Below are 15,957 nucleotides of genomic sequence, written 5' to 3' on the forward strand. Positions count from 1 at the left end.
TTGTTCGTCAAGGATAAGCCGCAAGTATCCAAAGCTGCGGGAAACTGTGCCAGATTCTGTAGTAAAAAGGAGTAATCGCTTACGAAATTACCCGGACTATCTTTTCCAGAATCACTGTCCTCGCGCTTTTTCAAGCAGATGGCGATACCCGTGTGTCGTCATCCAGCGAGCGCGTTCGAGGTGACTGTCATGAACGCCGCGCGCACGCTCAGGCTCGTCGTCAGGTTCGATGCCAAAGATGATCTGAACGGCCTCGCGCCAGTCCGCGCCCTCGGAATCTGCGTCCAGAAGGCGCAAATAGGTGACGAGGTGGCGCTCGTCATACACGGTCAACGCATCGCCTTGCGGCGGCTCAGTTTCATATGGAAGCGTCGTCATCAGACGAACCTCGATTGCGACTCATTGTATTTTGCCAGGTTCATAACATGTTTTGCTCCAATTTGGTTGGGGTAAGTCAGTTGGCCGACCAAGGGGGGAGCACTCTCCCGTCGCAGGCATAGGTGATGCGCCGCACCAAGCCCTGAACCGGCGGCGACGATGATCGCGTATTATAATACGTAGCACGGAGATACGCGACCGGTTTCTAAGCTATGGATGGATATCCGTAAGTTGTTCGGCGCCAATGTGCGTCACTACCGCGTGGCTGCGGGCCTAAGCCAGGAAGCGGTCGCCGAACGCATGGGAGTTGACCGCGCATATGTCAGCATGATTGAGCGCGGCGGACAGAACGCAACGCTGCTGTCGATCCATGAGACAGCACAGGCTCTTAAGGTAAAGCCCGCCGACCTTCTCGCCGATCCGCCCGCCGGTAGCGAGGCTTGAACAAGCCGAAGCCCCGCCCGGCAGGTGCCGGGCGGGGCTGGCTTCCCGGTCAGTCGCCGTTGGTGCGGCGGGCGCGCGACCAGATCAGGTTGTAGCTCTTGCCGTCTTCGTCGTCGAAGAGGTTGGCGAAGATCGGGGCGGTGAAGCTGGGATCGTCGAGCTTGACCGAGAGATAGTCGCGGCCTTCGTTCGAGCGCTTGGTCCAGGCGGCGCCGATTTCCGCGCGGCCGACGAAGACCCGGTGCGACGGCGCGTTCTCGTTGTCGCTGTCTTCGGGGACGATGCGGACGTTCTTCTGCTGCACCGACATGGTGACGATCTCGCCCTTGTATTCGTTGCCGGTCTTGGTGAAAGTTCCGATGTTTGCCATGATGATTTCCTTCAAGTTTGTCGAACCCGCGCCCATCGCGGCCTCGATGGCTGGTTGAAGGCAGGGGCTTGTGCCCGCTGCATCCGAAGGACCGGAACGGAGTGGAGGACGGTGGCCAGGCGGCTTTCTTGTCTCGCGAGGAATGGGCGGCACGCCCAGGGGAAGAAAGTCGGCGCAGACGGCGTTGCAGCAAGGGATCAAGCGGCGAAGCCATCCCCTGCCAACCAAAGCCATTGAAGAGGCGGCATTGGGCTCGGGTCACGCTTGACCGGGAGCCATGGCACTTCCCGGACTTCCAAGGCCGAGCTGCGATGAGGGAGGTGTCGTCACACGGTGCGCTTGCTGGTCGTCACCGCAACTCCAGAAATAGGCAACGGCGATGCGCCGCCTCGGGTTTGATCGAGAACCCCGCATTCGGCCCGCCACGTCTCAAGCTCATACTGGCTGCGGATTCTTGGCCTCGCTTCGACCCTGCAACTGCTCAGACCAACCCCACCCAAGACGAGAGAGGCAGAGACTGCCACGTGATCCGGGCACCTACCTCGTAACGGCTGAACTGACTGTGCCAGCCCCGTCCGGCACTGCCGGGCGGGGCTTTGCGAATTGACGAATCTACCGGCGGGCGCGGTTCCATTGCGTCCACGACGCAGCCGCAATAATCCCGGCGCCAAGCAGCGACACGATCAGTTGCCATGCGCTTGGCGGCATGGTCGCCGCAGCGATGCCGTGGACGGCGTGATAGCCCGCGATCGCAGCGGGCGCGGCAAAGGCGACGCCAATCGCTGCCCGCGTCAGGTCGGACTTGGCGAACGCCAGTGCGAGCTGGGCAACAGCGAGCAGAAAGATCGTGGCAATGGCTGCGGCGGCGAGCGCGGCGATTAAACCGCTGCCACTCCGATAGGTGGCCGATGCGGCCAGGAACGCAACGAACAGCGGCAGGGCGTAGATCGAAAGGCGGAAAAGCAGCGCGCAGCACAGAAACACTGCAACGATTATCAGGGCAAAGCCGATCAGCATGGCGTCCTCCTTGAAGCCAAGGGCAAGGGACGCGCTCTCCACCTCCACCGCAGCGCAATGTGCATGAAATCCATAGCAGAATTGCGCACCGGCTGGAATACCCGATGGGCATCCAGCCATAGCGTGCTACGCGATTTGGCGCGTTCAGGGATTGAACGGGTCATATTCGTGAACCACGCTGTCGGCATCTCCATCGAATTCGGAAGTAGGGACGGCGGCGTAGCCGTTACCGGCGTGGAACAGGGTGACGCAAACCATCAGGGTGCGGGCGAGGCTCCAGGCGTGGCGCTGTGCGATGGTGAGTGACATGTTCGAGCTCCTGTCTCGGAGCAGAGACCATCCCCGCTCGACAGGCCCCGGACAGACGGCGCAAAGCCGCAATCACCACGAAGGCGTAGACGAGTGGCCGCACGCGCAGCGTAGCGGACCCTTTACGGGTTGATTGAAGGAGGCTTTGAGGCGGCCAACGGATTGGCCTTGGAGAGTGGAGTGGTTTTTGCGTGGCAGGAATTGGCCGATTCCGGTCGGATTGGTTCAAGGTGACAGTGGGTACAAAGCCGCCGTTCGTTTCCATTGGCGCGAAAAGCCCACTCCCGCCCGAGTGGTGGCCATTCACGGGGCCAATAGAAGCTCGTCAAAACCGATGTTCCGTTCACTTCGTTTTTCGTGAACCTGAATGACAGAGTTTGCACCGTTATAGGCAACTGGGTGGTTAGTTGGCGGCAACCGCAATGATGCCGACATCTCCAACGACGGCTTCGTGTGCATCCTCAACTCCAAGCATCATATTGTAGTGCGCGATGTGCCCAGTTTCCTCGAAGATACGTTTGAAAACCGCGAGATACCGTTCCACCTGTCCCTCGTTAGGCGACACATAGCAATCATCGTAGGCGCTGTGCGATCCGTCGTTTACCCAAGCGTAGAGCGACGCGCAGACCTGCTTGTCCCTGCCGTCGAACCTGTCGATGATGTCGTCCTTGTCGCGGTTGCCAAGGATCGTGAAATAGTTCTCCAGAATGCGACGAAGCGTATTCTGGATCGTGATATTTGATCGCTCGGGGTTCCGAACCTCGTTCCACAATAGCTCATAAGACGTGCGGATCGGATTGTGGTCGTAGGCCTCAAGGGATGAGGCATTTTCAGACTTCCTGACAATCCAGAACGATTCATGGCGCTGACATTTCTTTTTCCGCTTGGAGTCGAAAGTAACCTCCTTGTGGAAATAGATGTTGTGGGTGAAGACGAACACTTGCTTCACCAGCCCCTGACCGTTTTTGGCCTCGTCGAGAACGCGCTTGATAAGGGCGCTGACGATAAACAGCACATCGCTGTCGAGGCTGGAAACTGGGTCGTCGAATACAACGATCCGGTTGGTTGTCATCCCGCTCGCCGCATGGCTTCCCCGGATCAGGTTGAAAAAATACAGAAACGTGATGAAGCTCTTTTCGCCCTCGCTTAGCGTGGCGGTGGCGTCAGTGCCGTCCTCCCGAACGACGACGTAAAGGTGGTCTTGATCCGGCGCTGTCGCGAGCTTGAAGCCCGTGAAGCCGAACGATTCCAGCATCGCATTGATGTCGTTCACGGTCGGCTGAACGCTCGTCACGCTCTTCTCAAGATCGGTCAATGCGATCTTGGCTTGACGGTGGACTTCCGTTTTCTTGGCAATGCCCTCAGTCAACCCGGCGATGGCTCGGTCCAGTGCCGTCTTGGCATCTAGAAACGATTTGAGGGGTGCCTTTTCTTCCTCAAGGATCAGTCTCCAAATCTCGTTCGTGAGTTTGGACTTTTCGCTGGCGTGGTTGGCAACCATTTCGTTGTGGGCGGCAATGGCAGCATTAGCCTCCCCCATCAGGCGCAGGATTTCTTCGCCAATCTCGGCGGTGGGTTCCAGCACGACAACGGAACTGGGTTCCTTCCGCTTGCCGTCGATCAGGTTGCGGTTGGCGTCGATCCGGCTCTTAAGGCGGTCGAATTCCGCCTCCATTGCCGACTGGTCGAGATGCTTCGATCCTTGGGCGAGTATGCCTTCCAGCCGGGAGAGAATGGCGGCGGATGCAGTGGCGTAATTTTCGGCAAGAGAGTTCAACGCCGCCATATCGGCGATATAGGTTTCGTCGAAATATTCGTTCAGCCGCGCCGTGAGATCGGCATCGACGCGCTGCTGGCAAAACGGGCATCGCTCGCCGGAATCGTCAAGATAGACCATGCCAGCCTTAACCCAGTCGCTGTTGCCTAGCCGCCGGATCAGCGCGGCAATATCCACGTCCTCTTTCCCAACGATCTTCTTGGAAAGGATCGCGTGGGACTCGTGGACTGGCAAATCCGCGAATGACGGGCGGTACAACGGCTCGACCCGTTCAAGCCCGTCCTGATAGATCGTTTCGGCACGGGCCTTCAGTGCTTCAACGTCATGCACGTCCGCGTTGTTGGTTTCCGCCTCGGCAAGAACGCGGTCGCAAAAGCGGGCCTTGTTGCCGCGCAGCCCTTCGAACGCGCCTTTGAAATGCGCGTCGTGCCGCTGCTTCACTCCCCAGCACTGCTCTTCAAAGTTTGTGCGGAGCGTTTTCAACTCGCCCCGCTTCCCGGAGCTATCATCCTGACCAAGCGTGTTTTGCAAATTGCCGATTGCGGACCAGTGGTCGAAAACCTGAACCTTGGCGGCTTCAATCCTTTCGAGAATATCTGCGCTTTCCTCGCCAAGGGTAAAGATGCCACGCATCTGCGTAACAAAGGTTTTCCGGACAAAATCGACATTATAGACCAACGTCTCGACGGGGCGCGCGTCCTTCCACTGAATCGAGGCGCGAGGAAACGAGCCGGGTTCTGCGATAATACGCGAAATCGTCGTCTTGCCGGAGCCGTTGGCACCGTAAATGAAGTTAAGCTGCTTTAGGGCAGCCAATGTCTGCTGAGCGTTATAGCTGGCGTCATTACAGACGACGATAGATTCGATCATGTGCCCCCCGGTGGCAAAACGTTCTGTTGTGTCGCGGGAAGCTATCGTGAATTTGTAATCGCGGAAAGAACGAAGCGGGGCAATCAGGCACCCGTAGTCGTTCTCAAGGCAAATCTGAGTATCGTGAACGAATGCAGCTCCGGCCGATTGGCGGCACAAAGGGGACTTGCCAGTCTGTCCAACACTGCCGACAAACGAAGGGTGCGCCGAACGCCTCACGGGAGCGGCGGATTTAGGGCTTGGTGATCGACGCCGCGAAGCGGTCATTCAATCGGCCACACTGAAATTCCCATCTTGCGAGCCTTGTCGATCAGATTGGCGTTGATGCCATTGCCTGGGCAGGAGACCACGGCTTTGGGCAGCGCTTCGAGCATCAGATCGTTCCGCCGAAATGGAGCCGCCTTTTTGAAGCGTTCCCAGTCGGGCCGAAACGCGACATGGGTGATCTTGCGCGTCCGTGCCCAGAGCGCTGCGATATACTCGCCGCCGGTTGGGTTGCCGCCGTGGAACAGGACCATGTCGGGATATTTGGCGAGCACCTTGTCGAGAGCCGCCCAGATGCGGTTGTGATCCTGATAGGCGGGACCGGACGTGAACGCGATGCGGGTGCCGGCAGGCAGCATGGGCTCTGTCTCCGAACGGCGCTTGGCGGCGAGGAAGTCGCGGCTGTCGATCATGGCGGCAGTCAGGGTGCGATGGTTCACCAGTGATCCGGTGCGCGGTGTCCAGGCTTTGCGGAAATGAGCTTCGAATTGGTCGGCGGCGGCCTCGCGCATGAACTCCATGGCGTTGCGGCGTTCGATCAGGCCGATGCCTTCGCGGATGAGCCGTTCCAACTCGACCGATTTGACCTCGGAGCCATCTTGTTCGCGCTGGCTGCGCTTCTGGGCGTCTTCATTGTCATCAAGCTCGCGCTGGATGCGGAATTCGGCGCGGTGGAAGAGGTTGGCGAGCGACCAGCACAGGTCTTCCAGGTCGGGTTCGAGCCTCGTGTCGATCATGGTGGCGATCAGGGCGTCGAACATGTCGGCGATGGCGCCAGCAGCGATGCGCTCTTCGGGGAGTGGCCGCGGGTCGGCTTCATCGGAGAAGGGACGGTAGCCGTAGAGGGCGATTTCATCGAGGAGATGGGCGGTGGGCGAGACTTCGTGTTCGGGTTCGGAATCGGGCATGATGGTCATGGCGCTTGTCCTTGGGGCCTTGGAACCGGGCACCTCGCCCGGCCTTCATGGGCGTCCCTCTGACCTGCTGACGGGAGGGCGCACCCTTGTGGCCGAAGCGCAGCGGAGGATGGCGGACGGGCGGCTATTTTGGTTCGCGATGGAAAGGCGCGTCTACGCGCCGCCGGAAAATAGCCGCATGACCGCCATTGCGGCCTCCCGGCAGCCGGTCTCTCGGACGCCTCCCCGAAAGGCAGGGCTTGTCCGGAACACTGGCCCTGGATGATGCGCGCCTCCACAGCTCGATCCTCCGACCCCGTATCGGCTCGTCCTCAATCGACGGAGAAGCGCGTCCGATCCTGCTCGTGCAGATGACGGCGAACCCGCTGGCTCAATGCCAATGCGCCGTGCTGGCGGAGATCGTCGTTGAAGTCGGCGAGGTCAGGCATGAGCGACACAATTTCGATCCCTGCTGCCTGTGTCCGGTCGGTCAGAATGCCAAGCGCCGCGTCGCCTGCCGCATCCCGGTCGCGCGCGACATAGAGACGCTGGAGTGTTGGCGGGAACAAGATGGCAGCGAGATGGGCCGATGAGGTTGCGGCTGCCATCGGCATAGTTGGCAGAACTTCGCGCAACGACAGCATGGTCTCGATGCCCTCGCCCGCGATCAGGACGTCATCCGCCGTTCCGAACCGGACCGCGTTGCCGAGAATGTTGCCCATCGCCCGGCGCGGCGATGCGACATTGGCCTTCACGCCGCCTGACGGATCAATCCAAGTGCGATGCGTGCCGGTCTGCACACCGTCGTCATCGGTCACCGCTGCTATCAGCGCCGGAAAGGCACCAGGTGTTCCGGGAACGTCATCGCCGTTGGGCCGATAGTAACATCGCGGATGAAAGCGCAGGGCTGGCAGGTCGGAGACCCGTGTGATGCCACGTGATCGCAGATAGGCGCTCGCCAGTGATCCGGTCAGGGGCTTCGAGGCGGCGAACAGGCGTCTGGCAGCAGTTGTGGACCCAGCTCGTGCGGGCTTGGCGAAGGCTGCGGCAGTGCGCTCATCGTCCGATGCCGATGGTGGCAGGCTGAGGAAGCGTTCGGCTTCGTCGATGGTCTCGGACAGTCGCCCATGCCGCTGATTGAGCCGGATCAGATCGACGAGATCGCCATGCTCGCCGGTCGCGGCATCGACCCAGTTGCCGATAGCGCCGCGTTCGGTCTCGAACAGGCGGACATAAAGGCTGCGTCCGGGCGTTCCGGCGACATCGCCGATCATCCAGTAGCGGCCTTCGCGCCTGCCTGCGGGCAAGTAGTGACGGCAAACGGCCTGCGCGCTTTGCGCAAGTCGCTCCGACAGTTCCGCCGCGCGGGTGGAAATCCTGCTCATGTCAGGCAGCCTTCCGGTCGGCGATGCGCGCCAAGGGGTGCCGTTCAAACAGCCGCTCGATCACCGCCAACCCTGTCACAACATCGTCGGGGACGAACAGGCGCAGCTTCCAGCTGACGATTTCAGAGAACAGCCCCATGGCCTTGAGCCGGTCCACCGCCGTCGATCCGAAACCGGTGAGTTCGATCCGGTTCATCTGCATCAGCCGCGAACGGCGGAGTTGCAGTCCGTCCGCAAGGTCGAGCACGGTACGGCCTTCGCGGAGCAGCGCGAGTGCCTGCGGTGGCGACAGCACTGGCGCGTTTGCGTTGGCTGTAGCACTCGCTGCCCATGCCGGGGAGACCCTGCGCCCGACAATGCGGGTTCCATCGTCGGTCTGGAGTCGGTAGACGCGGGTGGATTCCTCTGGGAGCTGCTTCCAGATCGGCAGCAGCAGGCCGGTGACGATGTGCAGTTCGCTCTGCGTGAACTCATCGACCTGCGCCACTTCGGCCTGCCAGGTTGCGGAGAAAGTTCGCTCATCCAATTCCTCCCAGCTGGTCTCGGCCAGATGGTTGAGTGCGAAGTTCAGGCGCTCCATTGGCCTGATCAGACGGATGCGGCGCTCGACCTCGCCGTCGTCGAGCATGAGGCTGCGGGCAGGCAGCTGGACCGCAGCGCGCTTCGAGCGGGCGTTGACCAGCAACCGTGCGCCGGGCTCCCGCAACAGGTCGAGCGCTTTTTCGAGTGACACCGGCTGGTTGCGCTCGCGCATGGCGATGGTGAGCAGCCTGGTTTCGGCACCCGTGGCAGGGTGGACGTAGATCGGCTCGCTGCCGGTGACGGTGAAGCTGTCAGCAGTCAGCGTTTCGAGGCCCAGATCATAGCTGCCCGCCGCAATGGCACTCTCGACCTTGGCGCTGAGCAACTGCTCGAACACCGTGAACAGCACGTTTTGCATGGCGATGGTCAGTGCCAGCAGCCGGTTGAGGAAGGTCGTGATAGGTGGCAGTTCGTCTTTGAGGCAGCCGCTGCCATCGGTCAGCGCCAGTCCGGTCATGCTCTCGAAAGTCCCGAGCGAGCAATGTTCGACCTTGCCGGCATATATCAGCACATAGAGCTGGCGTAGGGCGTCGCGGGCATAGGGACTTTCGAGATTGTCCTCCGGGCGGAACAGGCCCTGACCGCCGGTCTGGCGTTGCCCGCGCGTGATCGCCCCCAGCGTGTCTAGCCGCCGGGCGATGGTCGAGAGGAAGCGCTTCTCGGCCTGGACGTTAGTGGCAACGGGCCGGAAAAGCGGTGGCTGCGCCTGGTTCGTGCGGTTGGTGCGCCCCAGACCCTGGATCGCGGTGTCGGCCTTCCAGCCTGCTTCCAGCAGGTAATGGTGCCGCAGTCGCTGGTTCCGGCTCCCAATATCCGCATGGTAGCTGCGCCCGGTTCCGCCGGCGTCGGAGAAGACGAGGACCTGCTTCCTGTCCTCCATGAACGCCTGCGCTTCGGCGAGGTTGGCATGGGCAGGCCGGTTCTCGACCGCGAGCCGGTCGCCATTCGCATCGATCTTGCGAACGATCCGGCGCGAGCGCCCGGTCACCTCGGCCACCATGTCTGTGCCGAACCGCTGGACGATCTGGTCGAGCGCGCCTTGCACCGGCTCCATTGAGGCGAGCTGCTCGATCAGCCGGTCGCGCCGCTCGATGGCCTCGCGGCACTGCACGACATTGCCTTCCTCATCATAGGCGAGCCGCGACGCGAGATTGCCGTCGCCATCGGTGAAGCTCTCGTGGAGCTCGGTCGGGAAGCTGTGCAGGAGGTAATCCAGAACGTACTCACGCGGCGTGATGTCGACCTGGACGTCGTTCCACTCGCCCGGATCGATGTCGGCGAGGCGGCGCGACAGTAGCGCTTCCCCTGTCGAAACGATCTGCACCACGGCGGCGTGGCCATCGGCAAGACCCTGGTCGATCGCAGCGATCAACGTCGGCGTCTTCATTGCGGTGATTAGATGGTTGAAGAAGCGCTGCTTGGCGGACTCAAAGGCCGAACGGGCCGCCGACTTGGCCTGCGCGTTCAACGTACCCTCGCTGCTGCTGGTGATGTTCGCAGCCTCCAGCGCCGCGTCGAGATTGTTGTGTATCACCTGGAAAGCCCCGGCATAGGCATCGTAGATGCGCACCTGCTCCGGGGTCAGCTGATGCTCAACCAGCTCATATTCGACGCCTTCGTAGGACAGCGAACGGGCGGCATAGAGGCCGAGCGCCTTCAGGTCGCGCGCCAGCACTTCCATCGCCGCAACACCGCCCGCCTCGATGGCCGCCACAAAATCGGTGCGCTTGTCGAACGGGAAGTCCGCGCCGCCCCAGAGGCCAAGCCGCTGGGCATAAGCGAGGTTCTCGACGGTCGTTGCCCCGGTCGCCGAGACATAGAGGATACGGGCGTCTGGGAGCGCGTGTTGCAGCCGCAGTCCGGCACGCCCTTGCTGCGAGGGAGCAGAATCGCCCCGGTCTGATTTGCCGCCGCCGGCATTCTGCATCGCATGGCTTTCGTCGAAGACAATGACCCCATCGAAGTCGGTCCCGAGCCAATCGACGATCTGCTGGACTCGCGAAACCCGGTTTTCGCGCGCGTCGGAGCGTAGCGTGGCATAGGTCGTAAAAAGGATGCCTTGCTCGAGCCGGATCGGTGTTCCCTGCCGGAAGCGGGCGAACGGGGTGACCAGTAACGGCTCCTGACCCAGCGCGCGCCAGTCGCGCTGTGCATCCTCGAGCAGTTTGTCCGACTTCGATATCCAGACCGAGCGCCTGCGGCCCTTGAGCCAGTTGTCGAGGATGACGCCTGCGACCTGACGGCCTTTGCCCGCGCCCGTGCCGTCGCCGAGGAACCAGCCCTTGCGGAAGCGCACGGCAGTCTCGCAATCGTCAGGCGCGGCCTCGACCTTGTCGAAGGTCACATCGACGGTCCAATGCCCAGCGAGATGGCTGGCATGGGCCTCGCCGGCGTAGATCACGGATTCCAGCTGGGCGTCGGAGAGCAGGCCCTGTTCAACCAGACCCTCGGGGAAATGCGGGCGGTAGCCGGGTTTGGGCGGCGCGACCGAGGTCATGGCAGCGGATTGCACGAGCCGGGTCGGATGTGGCTTTGCTCCAGCGATGCGGATCGACTGGAGCGTATGGGGTTCGTAGATGCCCTCGCTCAGCCGGGCATTGCTGTCGGCGGCCCAGTCGATCTGCTCGTATTCGAGCGGAATGCCTGCCGGTTCGGCGGGTGGAATAGCCGCTAGGCGGGGCTTCGCAGCGCCAGTTTTGGCTGGGCGGTTTGTCGGGAATGGCGAACTGACGACGGGAGCAACCGCGACCGTCACCGGCGCGCGCGGCGGCAAGATGTCGAGCAGCCAGCGCAGAAGTGTCGCGAGGTTGGGTGCCATGCCAGGTGTTGCGGGGAATGCAGTCGGATCGTCGGCAGGCTGCTTGTCGATCACTGTCAGCCGTGTCTCGATGCTCGTGCCATGGGGCGCGAACACGCTGCCTGCAATCGGTGCGGTGAACACGACATGCGCCTTTTCCTGCAACCGCACGAACCCGTCGCGCCATGCCTTGTGCTCGGGTGAACAGTTGGCGCCTGTGATGGCTACGAGCCGTCCACCATCGGAAAGTCGGGCAATGGCGGAGGACAGATGTCGGAAGGCTGCATCGGCCACGCGGGTCTCGACATGGAGCGCGGTCGAGAAGGGCGGGTTCATGACGATGCAACTCGGCACCAACCCTGCATCGAGCCGGTCATGAATCTGCGCGGCGTCGTGCATCGACACGGTCGAACCTTCGAACAGGCTGTCGAGCAGCGCCGCGCGCACGTCGGCGACCTCGTTGACGGCCAACCTGCACCCGGCCAGTTCGGCCTGGATCGCAAGCAACCCGGTGCCCGCCGAGGGTTCCAGCACCAGTTCGCCCGGCTGAAGGCAAGCGGCGAAACCCGCAACCCAGGCCAAGCCCAGCGGCGTCGAGAATTGCTGGAAGGTCTGCATCTCCTCGCTGCGCCGCGTTTGCGTGGCGGCAAGGCGGGCGATGCGCTCGACCAGCTTGAGCCGTTCAAACGGATCGACAGTCTTGGCGTGGATCGCCGAGCCGTAGCGACGCACGAACAGCAATTGGGCGACCTCCACCGCTTCGTAAGCGGATTTCCAGTCCCAGGCACCGCTGGCATCGCTTGCGCCAAAGGCGGAGTGCATGGCGGTGCGGATGGCGGGGGCGTCGATCCGGCGTCCGGCGACAAGATGGCCGAGCAGACCATGGGCAGCAGCGATGATGTTCGATGCGATCTGCTCAGGACAAGGGACGGCAAGCGGGCGCACGGCGGCGCCCGCCAGTGGCGAGTTGGTCATGGGAGTGATCCTTCAGATAGAGATTTTAGGGAAAGACTGGACCGCGTTCAGGCGGGCGGAACGTAGGCATCGTAGGGATTGCCGGGTGCCAGATGACCGAATGGCGTCATCACATAGTCGCCGTCATTGCGGCCGACGGCGCACAGCACATAACGGGTCTCGCCGCTTGTCGTTTCGGTGCATTCCATCAACGCCAGGTCACCGGCTTTGGCGGCGTTGACCAGCGTCTCGAAATTGGTGCGGGCATAATCAGGAATCGCCATGGCGAATCTCCCCGTTTGCCGCTGCTTCCTTGTAGAAACGGTCGAACAGCGTGTGGGTCGATTCCGACCGGATGCTGCTGGCGGTGATCAGCATGGCAAGCCCGCCGAAACCATCGGGGCGCATTTTCGAGCAAGTGAACGCCATGGTGACGGTCAGATGATCGAGATCGGACGACCGGCGAACAATATCCTGCAGCACGTCGGGCCAGAGATCGCCGCACATGTCGAGTTCGATCTCCTCGTCGCCGAGGATCGTATCGGGCTGCTCGTCGATCAGCTTCTGAGCCAGGCGGCTGGTCTCGGGCGTCACGGCGTCGAGCGCGGCACGAACTTCGTCGGCGGGCAGGTAGATGAGGTCGTTCGCCCCGTCCTCGCTGTAATAATAGGCGGCCTCGCTTGTCACTTCCTCGTCGAACACCTTGGCGAGGAACAGGCGTTCGATCGGCTGCATTGCAGAAATCGGGATCACCGGATCAATCACGGTGGGCGTGTAATAGTCAGCCATTTCAGGCTCCTTCGGAAATATGGGGAAAGAGGTGCGCGGGGCAGCCGTTGCCACCCCGCGCCAATCATCACTCGGCGGCGATCGCCATCGCGTCGTCGAACCCGGCATCCTCGAGAACATCGTTGAGGAAATCGGGCAGCTCGGCGGCGTCGGCTGGTTCGGCTTCTGGCATCCGCAAGGGTTCGGGGAGCCATCCGGTGCCTTCGAGCAGCCGTTCGGCTTCGCGGGCCATGTCGCCCTTCTTCAGATGCTCGATTAGCACGGCGGTCGCATCGCCCTTGGCCTCGCGCACGGCCTCGATGATCCGGGGCTTGGTGACGCGGCCGAGGTAGTTGTCGACCGTGGGTTTCCAGCCCGCCTCGGCCATGTCGAGTCCGACCACCGTTGCGAGCGCATCAGCAGCGTTGATCCGCTGTGCGATGCCATGCGCCGAGATGCGACCATCATAGCCTTTGGCCGCTTCGAACAGCGCGTTGACGCCGAGCGAGACGCAGTGGGCGAGCAATGCCATCTGTTCGGATTGCGCCAGGGCAGCAATCGCGTCCCACAGCTCTTGCGCGTCATCGGGCAGGCGCGATGCCCATTGCTCGTGCCGCTCCTGGATGCGGGTGCTCCAGACGCTGTCGCGCAAGTTCGGGGCGGCATTTCCGAGCCAAGCCTGGGTCACGCCGATCTGCACGCAGCCGTTCGACCGGTGCGAGTGGAACACCGACAGGCACAGGGCATGGATCAGCGCCACGAAGGCGGCATCGGGCGCATTGGCCAGTGCGTCGCGAAGCGCCAGCGTGCGTTCGGCGGTAAGTTCGGAAACAAGCCGGTCCGGCAGCGGTCGGATAGCATCGTCCTCCTCTTCGCCCGCACCCGCGTCCTGAACCTGCCCGCCGACCGTCACCGTGGGGCCAGCAACGGCATCGGTGCCACCAGTCTCGCCCGCGACCGCATCGCCCTCGACAACGGGTTCGTCTTCGGGCCGGACATAGCCGCGGTCGATGCGCAGCCGCCCATCGTGCGCCAGCGACACGAACACGCCTGCGCGCGCCATTTCTTCGGGTTCGTAGATCGTGGGTCGGCAGGTCAGCGGGGTCATTTCGGCGTCGATCTCGGTCAGCCGGGCATCGACCTCGTCGGGCAGGTCGCAGCCGTCGCGATACTGCTCGCCGATGGCGTCGTATTCTTCGATCAGGGCATCGAGCCGTGCCTGTTCCTCATCGGTTAGCGGAACGGTGGTCCCGGTGATCCGGCGCTTGCCGCGCTCGCAGCCGTAGGGCAGGTCAATGGCGGCCTCGACCCACTTCCAGCCTTCGGCGCCGATGTCCTCAGCGGCGGTCGCCAGCTTCGCATTGACGAGTTGTTCGACCAGCACGGGATCCTGCAGCCAGCCATCCTCGTCGGAGGAAAACAGGTCGCGCATCACATAGCCGCCAGCCTCGGTGTAGGCGTCGAGCCCGATGAACCGCACGCGGCGGTCGGTCGCGGGAATCGCATCTTCGGTCAGCAGGCGGCGGATGTGATAGGCCGGGACATGCTGGCCCTGATTGACCTGTTCCCAGACCTGTTCCTGACGCGCATGATTGTCGGTGACCGAGAAGGCCATGAGCTGTTCGAGCGACATGCCGTCCTCACCATAGACTTCGAGCAGGCTGGGCGAGACCGAGGCAAGCCGCAGCCGTTGCCGCACGGTCGAGACCGAAACGAAGAAGCGCGCCGCGATGTCTTCTTCGGACAGACCCGCCTCGATCAGCGCGCTGAAAGCGCGGAACTGGTCGAGCGGGTGAAGCCCGACCCGCATGACGTTCTCAGCGAGCGAATCTTCCTCGGCGATGCCAGCTTCGCGCACCACGCATGGGACCAGCTGATCCTTCGCCATCCGTTTGGACTTCACCAGCAGCTCAAGCGCGCGGAAGCGGCGGCCGCCCGCCGGAACCTCGAACTGGCCGGTTTCCTGGCCATCAACGTCGAGCATGGCGCGGACGTTGAGGCTCTGGAGCAGGGTGCGGCGATAGATGTCGTTGGCCAGATCCTCGATCGAGAGGCCCGCCTTCACGCGCCGGACGTTCTTCTGGCTCAGCACCAGCTGGGAAAAGGGAATGTCGCGCGAGGAACTGAGCACGAGCTTGGGCAATGACTTGGTCATGGGAGTTCTCCATGACGGGCAGCCGGGAGCCTCTCTCTCGGCCTCGACCCGTCACGAAGCGAAGCGCCGCCCTCTCACTCTCGAGAAGGCAGCGCCGCGCAGGAGAAACTTCCGGGACCGACCGGGGCTCAGTGGACCCGGTCCAGTAGCTTCTTTGCCTTGCCCTCCATGTCGAGGCGTGCGTCCTGGTGCGCCTTGTCGCGCGCCAGAGCGGTGATGCCCTGCACGAAGTCGAAGATAGATTCCGGTGGGCGGCCTTCCTCGGCCAGAACCGTTTCGATGATTTTGCCGGTCTCAGCCTTCGAGAAGCCGCGTGCCCGCAAGAAGTCGCTGCGATCTTCGTCGGTGCGGGCCACGATCCGTTCGCGCGCTGCATTGATGCCGTTGACGAAAGGCTGCGGCGAGGAGTTCGCGAAACCCTCCAGGGCCGGCGCGGCTTCGTGGGCAAAGCGGTTCGCCGCGTACTTGCTGTGGCGGATGCTGATTTCCTCGAAGTCTTCGACGCCCCAAAGGTTCCGGTTCTGGCAGACGGCACGCAGGTAGAAGCTCGCCATGCCCAACGTTTTCGCCCCAACCTCGGAATTCCAGCAGTAGAAGCCGCGGAAGAAGAGATCGGGCGATCCGTCGGGCAGACGCCCGGCTTCGATGGGATTGAGATCGTCGACCAGAAACAGGAAAACATCGCGATCCGACGCGTAGAGGGTGGTCGTGTCGCGCGTGATGTCGATCCGCGGATTGTAGATGCCAGTCGACCAGTCGAGCACGCCCGGCACCTTCCAACGGGTGTCGCCCGTGCCATTGCCGGCAATCTTCTGAACAGCCTCGACGAGCTCATGGTCGTAGATCCGGCCATTATCCCGACTCTTCGGGACCGTCTCACCGATGCAATGCGGAAGTGATAGGACCATGATCGCCAGCCTTCTTGTTAAGGATGCGATGTTTTGCCGGGGTGGGCTCGAGCCCACCCCGGCAAAACATCGTCGCCCGGAGA

Annotated in this window: 12 protein-coding genes and 1 pseudogene; 1 reads left to right on the forward strand and 12 read right to left on the reverse strand. The window is 62.3% G+C overall.

Going from position 1 to position 15,957, the window contains the following annotated elements; genetic code table 11:
- Positions 1–111: 111 nt before the first annotated feature.
- The gene (locus CD928_RS21130; RefSeq protein WP_095389051.1) at positions 112–378 is read right to left on the reverse strand and encodes a DUF2285 domain-containing protein; all 267 of its coding nucleotides are present in this window, start codon (positions 376–378) and stop codon (positions 112–114) included.
- Between the two features lie 216 nt (positions 379–594).
- On the opposite strand from CD928_RS21130, the gene CD928_RS21135 reads away from it, so the two are divergent.
- On the forward strand, positions 595–822 hold the full coding sequence (locus CD928_RS21135; RefSeq protein WP_095389052.1) for a helix-turn-helix domain-containing protein: 228 nt from the start codon (positions 595–597) through the stop codon (positions 820–822).
- Positions 823–871: 49 nt separating this feature from the next.
- Here the strand turns inward: CD928_RS21135 and CD928_RS21140 are convergent, their stop codons facing one another.
- The 11 genes and pseudogenes from CD928_RS21140 to CD928_RS21185 all read right to left on the reverse strand — a co-directional run.
- On the reverse strand, positions 872–1,192 hold the full coding sequence (locus CD928_RS21140; protein WP_095389053.1) for a DUF736 domain-containing protein: 321 nt from the start codon (positions 1,190–1,192) through the stop codon (positions 872–874).
- Between the two features lie 612 nt (positions 1,193–1,804).
- Positions 1,805–2,209 (reverse strand): hypothetical protein, encoded by a 405-nt coding sequence (locus CD928_RS21145; protein ID WP_095389054.1) that lies wholly within the window; start codon positions 2,207–2,209, stop codon positions 1,805–1,807.
- Between the two features lie 144 nt (positions 2,210–2,353).
- Positions 2,354–2,518 carry a hypothetical protein gene (locus CD928_RS23525; protein ID WP_176473660.1) on the reverse strand — a complete coding sequence of 55 codons (165 nt, stop codon included), beginning with the start codon at positions 2,516–2,518 and terminating at the stop codon, positions 2,354–2,356.
- Between the two features lie 403 nt (positions 2,519–2,921).
- Positions 2,922–5,165 (reverse strand): AAA family ATPase, encoded by a 2,244-nt coding sequence (locus CD928_RS21150; RefSeq protein ID WP_176473661.1) that lies wholly within the window; start codon positions 5,163–5,165, stop codon positions 2,922–2,924.
- A 263-nt stretch (positions 5,166–5,428) separates the two neighbouring features.
- Positions 5,429–6,346: a DUF2493 domain-containing protein gene (locus tag CD928_RS21155; RefSeq protein WP_095389056.1), complete on the reverse strand. Its 918-nt coding sequence runs from the start codon at positions 6,344–6,346 to the stop codon at positions 5,429–5,431.
- A 311-nt stretch (positions 6,347–6,657) separates the two neighbouring features.
- Complete coding sequence (locus tag CD928_RS21160; RefSeq protein WP_217983802.1) at positions 6,658–7,710, reverse strand: toprim domain-containing protein; 1,053 nt, start codon at positions 7,708–7,710, stop codon at positions 6,658–6,660.
- Position 7,711: 1 nt separating this feature from the next.
- The gene (locus CD928_RS21165; protein WP_176473662.1) at positions 7,712–12,064 is read right to left on the reverse strand and encodes a strawberry notch family protein; all 4,353 of its coding nucleotides are present in this window, start codon (positions 12,062–12,064) and stop codon (positions 7,712–7,714) included.
- A gap of 47 nt (positions 12,065–12,111) precedes the next feature.
- Positions 12,112–12,327: a DUF6117 family protein gene (locus CD928_RS21170; protein ID WP_095389058.1), complete on the reverse strand. Its 216-nt coding sequence runs from the start codon at positions 12,325–12,327 to the stop codon at positions 12,112–12,114.
- The gene (locus CD928_RS21175; protein WP_095389059.1) at positions 12,314–12,832 is read right to left on the reverse strand and encodes a hypothetical protein; all 519 of its coding nucleotides are present in this window, start codon (positions 12,830–12,832) and stop codon (positions 12,314–12,316) included. Before CD928_RS21175 ends, CD928_RS21170 begins: the two co-directional genes overlap by 14 nt.
- Positions 12,833–12,899: 67 nt before the next feature.
- Positions 12,900–14,966, reverse strand: a complete 2,067-nt coding sequence (locus CD928_RS21180) for a ParB/RepB/Spo0J family partition protein (protein WP_095389060.1) — start codon at positions 14,964–14,966, stop codon at positions 12,900–12,902.
- Between the two features lie 128 nt (positions 14,967–15,094).
- Positions 15,095–15,957, reverse strand: a pseudogene (locus tag CD928_RS21185) (hypothetical protein); the annotation flags it as partial.

The sequence above is a fragment of the Sphingopyxis sp. GW247-27LB genome (assembly GCF_002277025.1).
Lineage (GTDB): Bacteria > Pseudomonadota > Alphaproteobacteria > Sphingomonadales > Sphingomonadaceae > Sphingopyxis.

Excerpts from the sequence above, each read along its gene's own strand:
- CD928_RS21180 (WP_095389060.1), bottom strand. The coding sequence starts at position 14,966 with ATGACCAAGTCATTGCCCAAGCTCGTGCTCAGTTCCTCGCGCGACATT.
- CD928_RS21170 (WP_095389058.1), bottom strand. The coding sequence starts at position 12,327 with ATGGCGATTCCTGATTATGCCCGCACCAATTTCGAGACGCTGGTCAAC.
- CD928_RS21155 (WP_095389056.1), bottom strand. The coding sequence starts at position 6,346 with ATGACCATCATGCCCGATTCCGAACCCGAACACGAAGTCTCGCCCACC.
- CD928_RS23525 (WP_176473660.1), bottom strand. The coding sequence starts at position 2,518 with ATGTCACTCACCATCGCACAGCGCCACGCCTGGAGCCTCGCCCGCACC.
- CD928_RS21135 (WP_095389052.1), top strand. The coding sequence starts at position 595 with ATGGATATCCGTAAGTTGTTCGGCGCCAATGTGCGTCACTACCGCGTG.
- CD928_RS21175 (WP_095389059.1), bottom strand. The coding sequence starts at position 12,832 with ATGGCTGACTATTACACGCCCACCGTGATTGATCCGGTGATCCCGATT.
- CD928_RS21165 (WP_176473662.1), bottom strand. The coding sequence starts at position 12,064 with ATGACCAACTCGCCACTGGCGGGCGCCGCCGTGCGCCCGCTTGCCGTC.
- CD928_RS21150 (WP_176473661.1), bottom strand. The coding sequence starts at position 5,165 with ATGATCGAATCTATCGTCGTCTGTAATGACGCCAGCTATAACGCTCAG.
- CD928_RS21140 (WP_095389053.1), bottom strand. The coding sequence starts at position 1,192 with ATGGCAAACATCGGAACTTTCACCAAGACCGGCAACGAATACAAGGGC.
- CD928_RS21145 (WP_095389054.1), bottom strand. The coding sequence starts at position 2,209 with ATGCTGATCGGCTTTGCCCTGATAATCGTTGCAGTGTTTCTGTGCTGC.
- CD928_RS21130 (WP_095389051.1), bottom strand. The coding sequence starts at position 378 with ATGACGACGCTTCCATATGAAACTGAGCCGCCGCAAGGCGATGCGTTG.
- CD928_RS21160 (WP_217983802.1), bottom strand. The coding sequence starts at position 7,710 with ATGAGCAGGATTTCCACCCGCGCGGCGGAACTGTCGGAGCGACTTGCG.